Origin of the sequence: Flavobacterium sp. 1355, assembly GCF_017833415.1 — a bacterium.
In the GTDB taxonomy this organism is placed as follows: Bacteria; Bacteroidota; Bacteroidia; order Flavobacteriales; family Flavobacteriaceae; genus Flavobacterium.
Map to the genome: position 1 here is coordinate 159,730 of NZ_JAFICC010000005.1, position 12,352 is coordinate 172,081.

The 12,352-nt window shown below is 45.1% G+C and carries 11 protein-coding genes; 3 read left to right on the forward strand and 8 right to left on the reverse strand.

Going from position 1 to position 12,352, the window contains the following annotated elements; genetic code table 11:
- The first annotated feature begins 93 nt into the window (after positions 1-93).
- A complete protein-coding gene (locus tag JOD96_RS08025; protein WP_209563759.1) occupies positions 94-342 on the forward strand; it encodes a hypothetical protein in 249 nt (82 codons plus the stop codon).
- A gap of 57 nt (positions 343-399) precedes the next feature.
- Here JOD96_RS08025 and JOD96_RS08030 read toward each other — a convergent pair whose 3' ends face one another.
- The 6 genes from JOD96_RS08030 to dinB all read right to left on the reverse strand — a co-directional run bounded on the left by JOD96_RS08030 (position 400) and on the right by dinB (position 8,445).
- Entirely contained in the window at positions 400-2,787 is a 2,388-nt protein-coding gene (locus JOD96_RS08030) for an ATP-dependent helicase (protein WP_209563760.1), read from the reverse strand.
- A gap of 180 nt (positions 2,788-2,967) precedes the next feature.
- Positions 2,968-3,147 carry a hypothetical protein gene (locus JOD96_RS08035; protein ID WP_209563761.1) on the reverse strand — a complete coding sequence of 60 codons (180 nt, stop codon included), beginning with the start codon at positions 3,145-3,147 and terminating at the stop codon, positions 2,968-2,970.
- A gap of 2 nt (positions 3,148-3,149) precedes the next feature.
- On the reverse strand, positions 3,150-3,329 hold the full coding sequence (locus tag JOD96_RS08040; RefSeq protein ID WP_245188371.1) for a DUF3606 domain-containing protein: 180 nt from the start codon (positions 3,327-3,329) through the stop codon (positions 3,150-3,152).
- A gap of 194 nt (positions 3,330-3,523) precedes the next feature.
- Entirely contained in the window at positions 3,524-4,138 is a 615-nt protein-coding gene (locus JOD96_RS08045) for an alpha-ketoglutarate-dependent dioxygenase AlkB family protein (RefSeq protein ID WP_209563762.1), read from the reverse strand.
- A gap of 64 nt (positions 4,139-4,202) precedes the next feature.
- A complete protein-coding gene (locus tag JOD96_RS08050) occupies positions 4,203-7,259 on the reverse strand; it encodes a DNA polymerase III subunit alpha (RefSeq protein ID WP_209563763.1) in 3,057 nt (1,018 codons plus the stop codon).
- A gap of 1 nt (position 7,260) precedes the next feature.
- Positions 7,261-8,445, reverse strand: a complete 1,185-nt coding sequence (gene dinB / locus JOD96_RS08055) for a DNA polymerase IV (RefSeq protein WP_209563764.1) — start codon at positions 8,443-8,445, stop codon at positions 7,261-7,263.
- Positions 8,446-8,778: 333 nt separating this feature from the next.
- On the opposite strand from dinB, the gene JOD96_RS08060 reads away from it, so the two are divergent.
- Both JOD96_RS08060 and JOD96_RS08065 read left to right on the forward strand, forming a co-directional pair.
- On the forward strand, positions 8,779-9,234 hold the full coding sequence (locus JOD96_RS08060; RefSeq protein ID WP_209563765.1) for a response regulator: 456 nt from the start codon (positions 8,779-8,781) through the stop codon (positions 9,232-9,234).
- Positions 9,235-9,358: 124 nt separating this feature from the next.
- Positions 9,359-9,562, forward strand: coding sequence for a hypothetical protein (locus JOD96_RS08065; RefSeq protein ID WP_209563766.1), 204 nt, complete (start codon positions 9,359-9,361; stop codon positions 9,560-9,562).
- 299 nt (positions 9,563-9,861) lie between these two features.
- Here JOD96_RS08065 and JOD96_RS08070 read toward each other — a convergent pair whose 3' ends face one another.
- Together JOD96_RS08070 and JOD96_RS08075 are read right to left on the reverse strand one after the other, a co-directional pair.
- Positions 9,862-11,856, reverse strand: a complete 1,995-nt coding sequence (locus tag JOD96_RS08070; RefSeq protein ID WP_209563767.1) for an ATP-binding protein — start codon at positions 11,854-11,856, stop codon at positions 9,862-9,864.
- Positions 11,853-12,242 carry a response regulator gene (locus JOD96_RS08075; RefSeq protein WP_209563768.1) on the reverse strand — a complete coding sequence of 130 codons (390 nt, stop codon included), beginning with the start codon at positions 12,240-12,242 and terminating at the stop codon, positions 11,853-11,855. The genes JOD96_RS08070 and JOD96_RS08075 overlap by 4 nt, the downstream gene beginning before the upstream one ends.
- Between the last annotated feature and the right edge of the window lie 110 nt (positions 12,243-12,352).

The window sequence follows — 12,352 nt, forward strand, 5'->3', positions numbered from 1 at the left end:
ATCCATTTATTTTATAGAATGGTCAATTAGAATTCAGTAAATAATTTTATTTTTGATACCAGACAGCATCAGTATTATTTAAATTAAATTGAAATGGAAAAGGGGATGAAGCTGAAGGTTCGAAAACAGCTTGACGGCAGGCAGCAGTCCAATATTATTAAATTAAAAGGAAGTCTGATCTCAAAGGGCTACACCCAGATCATACACATTTTGGACCAGGATGAGGAGTTTCATATCAATTCTTTTGATATTGAATCAGCAGCGGCCGGGGAAGTACAGGAATTTATCGCGGCATTTATTGCAAGGGAGCAGCTTGAGGACAGTGTATCTGTTTTCAAGTAGTGAAGTGTATTGCGGTATTATGAATTGTTACCAGAATCTAAGGCGGCGTAATCGGTATCAAAACTTCCACCATTTTTTATCCTTGCTTTTAACCGTATCGGCAGCAGTGTCTGCACTTAGATGCCCGCCTGCAGCAGCTTTTACATCTTTACCGAATTGCTGGTCCTCTGATGGCTCCGCATCTGAAAGGGCATTGAGGCCCTTCTCAAATGGATTTTTTTGGGACTTCAAATGGGATCGTAAATCCTGTGCAGCATCAGTACCAACCGTTTCATTGGATCCTGAAATGGAGTGGTCGGTTACTTTTTGCAGAAAGCGGAAATTAAAGTCAATTGGCTTTTCCCTGCCAATTTCAAAAAAGTAGATCGTGTATTGGTTTTTATCCGGATTGACTGCCCTGATTTGCCCTTTTTTAAATACAGAATGGAAAACCAGATCCCCGACAGCAAAAAGTTCCGTATTTTCAGCATCGGAGTTTCTGGACGGTACTTTGGAGGCCTGAAGGATTTCAGGACTTAATTTGCCTTTACGGATGTAAAACTCCTCGCTGATTTCAAAGAGAAAACGCGATGGATATTTATTGAGCCCCGTGGTAAAATTATACCCTTCGGAGTCGGTGATGTAAAATCTTTTCTCGGCGCGGGTTACCGCCACATACGTAAGCCTTCTTTCTTCTTCAATCGCGCGGCTTCTTCTTTCTTTTATGGACAGCGCACTTGGCAGAACACCCTCAGTGAAACCGCAAAGGAAGACATACGGAAATTCCAATCCTTTTGAAATGTGGATGGTCATCAGTTTTACCTTGTCCTGATTTTCATTATGGGTGTCCAAGTCGGTGTAGAGTGCAATTTCCTGCAGATATTCTTCCACATTGACAGGCGCTTTATTTTCTTTTTCAAGCAGCAGCATGGAGCTGACCAGCTCCTTGATGTTTTCCAGCCGGTCCTCATCGCCGTCTTTGCGGTACAACGCGGCCAGTCCGCTTCGCTCCAGTATCTCTTTGACCAGGTCCGATATGGATTTTGTTTTGGCAAGCTCTTTAAGTTCAGCGATCAAATCCAGAAATTCAAAGGCCCCTTTTTTAGCCAGTTCCCTGTCAGTACTGTTTTGTTCAAGCGCTCTCAGAAGGGAAAGGTTCTGCTCGCGTGCCAGATGACTCAGGCGTTCCATAAACTTCCTGCCAAGACCGCGGGAGGGATGGTTGAACATACGAAGGAACGAAATATTATCACCCGTGACAATAAGCCTTAAAAGGGACAAAACATCTTTTATTTCCTTTCTTTCAAAGAACTTAACACCTCCAAAAATGGTGTAGGGAATATTTTCCCTGATCAGGGACTGCTCTATGTTTCTGGAGATATGATTGGCGCGATACAGTATGGTGATGTCGGAGTACCTGGCCTTTTCGGTTTTAAGGATCTCCTTGATTTCCGAGGCTACCCAGAGCGATTCCTCAAAATCATTTTTGCCGTGAAAATGGACCACTTCAAACCCTGCAGGCTTTTCGGTAATCATATCCTTGTCGATCCTGATCCTGTTGTTTTTAATAATGTGGTTTCCCACTTTCAGGATATTGGGCGTGGAGCGGTAATTCTGGTTCATGACGATAGTTTCGCAGTTGGGAAACATTTTGTCAAAATCCACCAGGTATTCGGGTTTGGCCCCGCGCCACTCGTAAATGGTCTGGTCAGGATCGCCCACTACAAATAAATTCTGATGAATACGCGAGAGCATCTCCACAAGCTCAAACTGACTCTCGGAGCTGTCCTGCGCTTCATCAACCTGTATGTAATGCATATTTTCCTGCCATTTTACAAGTACCTCATTAAAAGTATTGAGGATATAAACGGTAAAATGTATGAGGTCGTCAAAATCCAGGGCATAATTTCTTTTCTGTTTATCCAGATATTTATGGAATACCTTAAGCGGTAAATCCTCGGTCTTTTCGCCCTCAAAACTTTTATTGGCCAGAATGTAGCTTAAATAGTCAGAGGTGCCTTTTGATTTGGAAATGAACTGCAGGACCTGTTTGAAGGTCAGGTTTTTGGAGTTGATGTCCAGTTCGTTAAATACCTCGCGCAGGATCGTCTTTTGATCTTCCGCATCCAGTATGATAAAGTTTTTGGGATACTGGATCTTGTTTATTTCCTCTCGCAGAAACCGCACGCAAAAACCATGATAGGTGGTGATAAGGCTCACGTCATAGGTATCGCCTATGAGCATTTTCACCCTTTTTTTCATTTCCTGCGCTGCCTTGTTGGTAAAAGTCACACACAGGATATTGGAGGAATTGATCCCCAGCCTGTCCACGATATAGGCAAACCTGGAGGTCAGTGCTTTTGTTTTTCCTGATCCGGCCCCGGCAATCACGCGCACGTACCCCTCGGTAGTCATCACTGCCTGAAGCTGCTTTTGGTTAAGGTTCTCTAAAATCGGATCAGTCATTTGTTTTCTACTATGGGGAAGACGGCATTTTTGGGACAGTATCAGGCGCATTTTAAATCTTGAGATGAACCAAAATCCTGAAAAGAATCCATTATAAAAATACTAAATTCTTTCAGGATTAAGGTGTAATGATCATGCAAGAATTAAATGTCGGACAGTTTTCCGTGATCTCCGGTTTTTTTAGGGTTTCTCTTTATGATTTTTCAACAATTCGCGGGCCTGTTTGAGCCCGGTGGCTATTGCAATTCCTTCCTCCACGCCGTCCTGAAGCAGGGCATTGGCTATTTCTACTGCCTTTTCCCTTAGCTCAGCAGGCTGGTTTTTATAGGATGGGGGATAATCCCCGTTGTGCCATGGCATGATTAATTATTTTCTGCCAGATAGTCCCTGACGTCATCCACTTTTGTGCCTGCGGCTCTCACGGCACTTTTTAATGTTTCCTGCGGTACATTGAACTTTTCAGACCAGTACTGCACCTCATAGGATTCGTTTATATTGATTTGCGAATCATCTGCTTTTCCTGTTTTTGTTTTATCATCCATGATTTTTGCATTTAATAGTTTAGCTAAAGTTACCATAACAGTGAAAGAATCCTGTTATAGGATAATCGCTGATTTTTACAGGATTGCAATGATAAAGAGCAGCATAATGTTCAGGTTCCATAGCGCTCTTTGGCGAAACAAGAATGATCCGAGGGAAAAACGAAATCACGTTCCGGCCATTCAATGCCAATGTCTTATCTCACCTGACGGAAGGTAAGATTGATTCTCGGCAGCACATCCCTGGGGGTTTTGGGCACCTGATGTTCCCAATAGGTATTCGTATGGCCCGCCATCAGCAGAAAGGTACCATGGTGCAGCGGGATTTCAATTGGCGCAAGGTGTTTGAGGGTTTTATGGCGCAGACGGAAAAGGCGTGTTTCCCCAAAGGTTACCGATGCGATGTTCATGTCCTTGTTGGTGCTGCTGGTTTTATCGCTGTGCCAGCCAACCCCGTCACTGCCGTCACGATAGAGATTAAGCAGTACGGCATTAAATTCAATATGGGTATGCTGCTGCACACGCTGGCGGATCTCAAGGAGCTGAACCGGCCAATCGGGGTTTGATTTCCGGTCAGTCCTGCTGGTTTCCCCATACCATGATATCATTCGGGGGGCCGTAACCACCTTGTCGTACATCGGCATTTCATATTCCCTCCACTGGGTGGTATGGTATAAAAAATTATAGTAATAATCGGATTCTTCCTTACTGAAAAAATTATCAATCAGCATCAGATCCGCATCAGGGACGTCAAATACTCTTTTGCCGCCTTTGCCTGATGAAAAAATTTCGGTATCATCAAATAGCATCATTTTCATAAGTTTTAAATTGTTCATTCTTTATAAAGCATTCCAAATAATCCCATAAAAGAGGTTCCTAATGGCTCATCCGGAGCCTCGGCAGGTTGATTTCGTGTTCCTGCGGGTAGGGCTGGCGGTCGGTCATTGACACATCCTCGCGCAGCTGTCCATGCACTTTGAACTGCCGCTCATCAGAGTTCGAATACCGGGGATCGGCAATGAAAGGCATCTTGGCCATTTTGCTAACCGTGATAGTGGGGAAATGATAATCCACTTCCACATGTCCCAGCAGCAGGTAACAGCCCCCGCCCTGAAAAGGATATTCCTTGAGACTTCCCGTGAAATGGGCCGTATCAAAGAGTTCCCCTTCGGCATCAATCCAGGTACCGAAGTACATGGCGCCCATCTTGGTGGGTACATGCTTGCGGGATATCAGATAGGCCAGCATGCGGACTGTTTTTTTATGGTGTTTCAAAAGGTCTTTTGCCATTACATCACCGCGGAATCTGGTCTGCAGCAGGTCAAAGGGAGAGCACGAGACGGGAAAGCTTAAAAGCTCAATTTCATCAAAGGCATCTTCAAATTCGGAACGCTCCAGTTCCGGGAGTTTATATTCCTTAACGGGCTGCTGAATCAGCATCAGGTTCCTGTTCTCGGGTTTGAAATTCACCAGTATAAGGCGTGCTATGACCAGCAGCTGGTTTTTTGTCTTGCCCGTAAAACGGAAAGCACCGATGAAAATCAAGATCTGTATCCCTTCAATACCGATGGGAATGCGGTTGATGAAATCTTCCAGTGATTGGTACTGGCCATTATTTTCCCGTTCGGCCTGTATAAGCAGGGCTATTTTTGATTCCAGGCTCTGCAGGTGCATAAACCCCAGATAGACATCCGAGCCGTAAAGCGTCGTTTCAAACTCGCTTTTGTTCACGCACGGATTGTGAATGGAAGCCCCTGACATTCTCGCCTCGTGCACATAGACCTCTGTGCGGTAAAAACCGCCCTGATTGTTGATGACCGCGACCATAAATTCTATCGGGTAGTGCACTTTGAGATAAAGGCTCTGGTAGCTTTCCACGGCATAAGATGCCGAGTGGGCCTTACAGAACGAGTATCCGGCAAAAGATTCGATCTGGCGGTATATTTCCTCACTGAGTTTCTCCGGGTGTCCCTGCGCTTTACACGATGCAAAGAAATTATCCTTCACCTTTTGAAGTGCGGCCCTGGAACGTCCTTTGCCCGACATGGCACGGCGCAGGATATCCCCGTCTGCAGCGGGCAGGCCCCCGTAATGCAGGGCAATCTTGATTACGTCTTCCTGATACACCATAATGCCATAGGTTTCCCCAAGCTGCTCCTGGAAGACCGGATGGAAGTATTCGAATTTATCGGGATGGTTATGGCGGAAAATGTATTCCTTCATCATTCCACTTTGGGCAACACCGGGACGTATGATAGAAGAAGCGGCAACTAAAGTTTTATAATTGTTGCATTTCAAACGGCGCAGGAGCCCTCTCATGGCCGGGCTTTCGATATAGAAACAGCCGATAGTTCTGCCTATTCCCAAAAACGCATTGCAGCTGGCCTGGTTTTTTGAAATCGAGGTATCGCGGATATTCAGGCGGATGCCGCGGTTTTTCTCAATCAGTTTCACGCTGTCATCGATATGGCCTATCCCACGCTGGCTCAGGATATCAAATTTTTCAAGGCCGATATCCTCGGCTGTATGCATATCGAAAAGCACAATTGGAAAACCCTTTGGGGGCATTTCAAGGGGCGTGTAATTGGTAATAGGCTCCTGGGAGATCAGGATCCCGCAGGAGTGCATGCTCCTTTGATTTGGGTACTTTTCCAAAAGCATTCCGTATTCCTGAACCTGTTTGACAACCTTATTGGCGGAATGAAGCTCCATCGGATTTTTAGCCAGCACGTCAAGCTCTTCCTTGGGAAGCCCGAAAACTTTTCCCACTTCCCGGAAGATGGAACGGTATTTAAATTCCACATTGGTGCCGCAGAAAGCTACATGCTCATAACCATAACGCGAAAAAATGTATTGCAGAATGGTGTCGCGCTCCTTCCAGCTCCAGTCAATATCAAAATCAGGAGGGCTCTTGCGGTTCAGGTTTAGAAACCTTTCAAAGTATAAGTCCAGTTCCAAAGGACAGATATCCGTTATCCCTAAGCAATAAGCAATAATACTGTTGGCCCCGCTTCCCCTGCCGATGTGAAGGAAGCCCTGGGAGTTGCTGAATCGGATGATATCCCATGTAATTAAAAAATAACCGCTGAACTCCAGCTGGTCAATAACTTTAAGCTCCTTGAACATTCTGGATTTGGCCTCAGCATTATGACTCCCATAGCGCCATTCCAGGCCCTGCCTGGCCAGGGTGGTCAAAAGGTTCATATCATCCTTGCGGTTATTGGTATAAAATTTCTTGTTTTTGGGCGTTGCAAAATCAAATTCAAAGTGGCACTGGTCAATGATCCTGAGAGTGTTTGCGATAATATGCGGGTACTGCTGATAACAGGACAATAATGTTTCCTGTGGTGCCATTACTTCGGAATCCGTGCAGTAATCATCCGCGGTAAGCCGCGATAAAACCAGGTTAAGGTCTATGGCCCGGAGTATTTTGTGCAGGTTGTATTCCCGTTTGGTACGGAAGGTAACCGGCTGGAGAATGACCATTTTTTCCTGCCGTGTTTTCCACTGGGACAATACCAGTTTTTGAAGCTGTTCGGGACGAATGCCGATGTATTCATTTTCCTTTAGCAGATCCGGCGCATTCCCGAAAGGATAAATAATAAAAACATCCTTAAAATCCGGAGCAGAGATTGGAAGGGTTGTTTTTTCAAAATTATGTCGGGTCAAAAAGCGGTTCATTTCGGCAAGACCGGATGCATTTTTGGCCAGACCAATGTAACGCAGCTGATACCCGCAGCGGAATTCCATCCCTACAATAGGCTTGATACCTGCGGTCTCACATCCTTTTATGAAATCATAAATTCCCGTTACCGTATTAATGTCGGTAAGTGCCATAGCGGTGACACCGCAGGCGGAAGCATGCGCAATTAAGTCCCCAAGGGGAATAGTGCCATAACGCAGGGAGTGGAAGGAATGACAATTGAGATACATTTTAACGGGTTTTACGTTTTAAGATTTCATTTTTATTGTTGGGTTTAAACGATGCCCCGGCGCAACGCATCACAGCATCAAAACCATAACGGCTTTTCATCCGGTCCATAGCCTGGTAGAGAGCGAGCATTTCCTGGGTGTCCTGGAAAAGATCAATCTGATACGTGCCGCGAACCAGTCCGCTGAACCTTACCCCGATAAGGCGCAGCCGCATGCGGCGCTGGTAGAGTTTCTCAAAAAGGTCCGTAACGGACTGGGTCAGGATATGATCCGCTGAGGTATACTGCACCCGGCATTGTTTGGTCTCGGTGTCAAAATTGGCATAACGGATTTTAACGGTAACAGTCGAGGTCAGCCACTCTTCGGAGCGGAGCTGAAAGGCCAGCTTTTCCACCATACCCAATAGTACCCTTTTGAGCTTAGGAATATCGATGGTATCCTGGGAAAAGGTGTGTTCTGTGGATATGGACTTTCTTTCGGTATAAGGCTCTACCGGGTTATGGTCGATGCCGTTGGCTTTTTTCCATAGCTCGACGCCGTTTTTGCCGATCATCTGCTGCAGGACCTCACAGGGCATCTCCGAAAGGGTCTGGATTTTACGGATCCCGATGCGCGAGAGCAGCTGGAATGTTTTTTCCCCGACCATGGGTATTTTCTGGATGGACAAAGGATTTAAAAAAGACTGCACCAGCTGTTGGGGTATCTCCAGGTTCTGTTTCTGCTTGCCTTCCCCGGTCCCGATTTTCGATACGGTTTTATTGATGGAAAGCGCAAAGGTGAGGGGAAGGCCCGTTTCTTTAATTATGGTCCGGGCAAGTTCATTTGTCCATTTATAACTGCCATGAAATTTGTCCATGCCGGTAATATCCAGATAAAATTCATCGATGCTGGCCTTTTCCACCACGGGCGCTTTTTCCTGAATGATCGCGGTGATGTCATGGGAAAGGCGTGAGTATAATTCCATGTCACCTTTCATGATTTTGGCCTGTGGGCAAAGCTTCATGGCCATATGGATGGGCATCGCGGAGCGCACTCCAAAACGACGTGCTTCATAAGAGCACGAGGCCACAACACCCCTTTCGCCTCCGCCGATGATCAGCGGTATTCCGTTTAATTCGGAATTAGTCAGTCTTTCGCAGGACACGAAAAACGTATTCATATCGATGTGCACAACTGCCCTTTCCATAGTCTTTTCTCATTTATACACTACAAAATTAGTACAGGTTATAACATTATTTCAGTATTGGTATGTTCTAATTTATAACAAATTTGATTAGCCATTTTTTTCTTACAGCACAAAGGCGCGCCAATATTGAAAACTTTAAAAAACAGGAAGATTAAGAAAAGGTAAAAAGATTTTTTTTTAATGTGTTTTTTCTGAATTATACCTTACCTTTACACTCCCCTTATCAAATTCAGGATATCATTTTGCAGTTTTAAAATGACACGTGCCTTTACTTTGGAATTGTTTGTCCAAAGCAGCTTCCTAATTTTACCCGTTAATATAAAGTATAGTAAAATGGCATTTGAAAAATACAATTCCCAGCGGTTTATTTACCTGGCCGATGACGACAGCGATGACAGGGAGTTCTTTACTGATGCGCTGAGCGAAATTGACCAGGATGTTATCCTAAGACAGGAGCAGGATGGCATGCATTTAATGGATAGCCTGCTTACACTTTCCGGCTCGGAGCTTCCCGAATTTATTTTCCTGGATATCAACATGCCCGGCAAGTCAGGACTGGAATGTCTCCGGGAGATAAGAAATCTTTCAGGAGGCCTTAAAGAAGTCAGCATCATTATGCTCTCCACCAGCAGTGATCCGGAAAATATACAGAAAGCATCAGAACTCGGGGCTACCTGTTATGCGGTCAAACCCAGTTCTTTTGAGAAACTCAAATCATTGCTACGGGAAGTGCTCTCGATGAATCCTGTTGGGACCCTCCAGGAAAAGAAAAAGTTTCTTTTGCTTTAGATTTTAGGCTGCTTAAAAGAGACTTTTTGCAACTTCACGCTATTGAAAAGGGGATTTGGATTGGCGGGAGTTGCTGCTGCTGTTTTTTAGAAGCTCTTCCCGCTATACCTTCCAGCTGAGCGTGGTGAACTGGCCAAGCAATCTTTTGTGCCGAACCCCGGCACAAAAGGATTTCACTGCACAGGAGCGAAGCGAACTGGCAAAGCAATCGTGGCTGTATAGTAGGGCCAGAACAGCTGGCGGCAAAGAGTTTCATACAGGCATTTTAATTATTGAGGTTCCTTTTATGATGACCTGGGTAGCAATAACACAGCAATTAAACAGCTGAAAGCGCCAAAAATATAAATTGCCTGAATAACCGGACCACCCAGCGACAATATCTGATGTTCTTTGGCTATACTATATTTCTGCCTGTTAAGCACTCATCCAAATCGCTCCGATAAAAGTATATCGTTTTATCTTAGGTAATTACCACTTAGCTTACTATTAGGAAAAATCAGAGGCAGGTCTATAGGGCTGCTGATTTGGATGTAAGGTAATTTTTTAAAGTGCGATATAATAAATTTAAGTAAAAGCAGACTTCTATTGGTCACTTATTTTGTTGCCGGCTTTTTATATTTCTGATAATCAGGGATTTAGTATCGGCAGGTACACGTTAAATACCGCTCCATTCTCATTGCTTTGGTTAGCATCAATTTCGCCATTATGGTTCTGGACGATTTTTTTGCACATGGCCAGACCGATTCCCGTGCCTGCAAATTCATTTTTTCCGTGCAGCTTCTGGAATATATTAAAAATTTTCGGGGTGTCTTCGGGCTTCATGCCAATCCCGTTATCGGTAAACTGGATCTTATAATAGGATATTCCTTCCTTAAGATGTACTGAACGAATCTCTTCATCGCAGGCAATACTGCAATGGATATGGATTTTAGGCTGTATATCGGGGCGTATAAACTTTAGCGAATTCCCGATAAGGTTGAAAAACAGCTGGGACATCTGCAGTGGAATGCCCTTTATGACCGGCAGGGTATCCCAGGTCACTTTAGCCCCGGTGCGCTCCATCACCACATCATAATCTTCCAGCGCATTTTTGGCGGTATCTTCAAGGCTGACGGCCACAAAATCGGCATCATCTTTCGGAAGGGCAGAGTAGGCCAGGACATCACGGATTAATTTGCCCATACGGCTTGTGGCATCCTTTATTTTATGGATATAACCTTGTGATTTTTCATCCAGATGTGCTGTGATTTTTCCCTCGAGCAGCTGTACAAAGGTGCTGATCTTGCGAAGCGGTTCCTGCAGGTCATGGGAAGCTATGTAGGCAAATTGCTCGAGTTCCCCATTGGAATGTATGAGTTGCATGTTGGTGTTTTCCAATTCTTCATTTGTGGCCCTTAGTTCCTCTATAACCGCTCCGATCTCTTCGGTACGCTGCTGTATCTGGTTTTCCAGTTCCGTTTGCAGTTCCATCCGGATGGTAATATCCTGGGCGGTTCCGTTCAGACGCAGAGGCCTGCCCTCGGGATCAAACACAGTTTTACCCTGGGCATGCAATATTCTTTTCGTTCCCGTTGTGGGATGAATCACTGTGTAAGTCTCATCATACAGCCCTCCCGACTCAGGATCCAGTGCCCATGCTACGGCGTTTGCTATCCTTTCCTGATCTTCATCAGAGATAATCGGTATTACTTTATTATACTCTTTTGCCGCCGGATCAAAACCAAACCACTCGATCAGGCGGTCGGAATAGGTGAGCCCATTCGTGGCCGCATCAATGCTCCAGGTACCGAGCTGCGCCAGTTCAACCGCGCCCCTCATGCTTTGTTCTGCCTCCTCGAGTTTGTTGCGCGCAATAACCTCCTGAGTTACATCAATAGCCGTACAGATAACACCATAAATTTTGCATTTGGAGTCATACAGAGGTTTGTAGGTGTAATCATAGTAGCCATGATAAGGTGATCCATTCTGTATGAACATAATGGGAGATGCCGTTTCGGTATGGATCTCGCCAGTGCTCAGCACATGCTGGTAAACGCCAAAGAGGTGTGTCTGCTTCATCTCCGGCACTGCTTCCATTATCGGTTTGCCAATGATCGAGTCGCCTTTGCCAAATATTTCAATCATTTTCTCATTGGCCTGGTGCAGCACCATATCAGGTCCCATATAAACCAGTTTGGCCACCGGGGAATTGTAAAAAACCGTACGGGAGAACTCTTCGCTTTCCTCCACCTTACGTCTTTGGATAACCTGCAGGGTCTGGTCCATAACCCAGATGGCGACTTTTTTTACCCTCCCGGCAGCATCTTTTAGTGGGGAATAGACAAAAGAAAAATAGACGGTCTCTTCTCTGCCGTTTCTAACGAGTGTGACCTGGGCTTCCTCTGCCGAGTAAGGCTCGCCGCTTTTTATAACACCGGCCAGTGCAGCCTCGTAGTGGGGGCGGGCTTCGGCGAATGTATCCCAGTGGTGATGCCCAAGGATGGCCTCGCGCGGCTTTCCGGTTGCTTTTATATAATTTTCGTTTACTATTTCCGCTATAAGGGACCCGGCATCCAAAATACAGATGCCCACCGGAGCGCTTTTTACTAATAAATAAAGTTCCTGTTGGTTTTCGATATTCATAAGTTTTGGATTAAATAGGGACGCAGCAGATTCGAAAGTTCTTTTATACTGGTAGGTTTTGTGAGAAAACCGCTGGCTCCTTCAGCTTTGAGTTTACGGGCTGCTGCAGCATCCGACGATGTAGAAAGCATAATTACCGGTATATCCTTTAAGCCTGCCGTCGATTTTAAGGCAGCCAGAAATTCCTGCCCGTTTATAATCGGCATATTGAGGTCCAGAAAAATAATGTCGGCCATAAGCTCGCCGCTTGTCAGTTTTTGCAGTGCCTTTACAGAATTGGTAAAAGAAAAACAGCTTGCCCCATCTGAGAGGTACTCTACGGCCGCCAGAAAGAATTCAATATCATCAGCGTCATCGTCAATGTGAAAAATTTTTGTATATCCCATTACAGCAAGTTAATCAATTATCGTGATTTTAAAAAATACTTTATTTAAAAAATGCGATTTATCGCTTTACACTGCATGGATTAATCAGGGCATTGCCCGATTTTCCATAA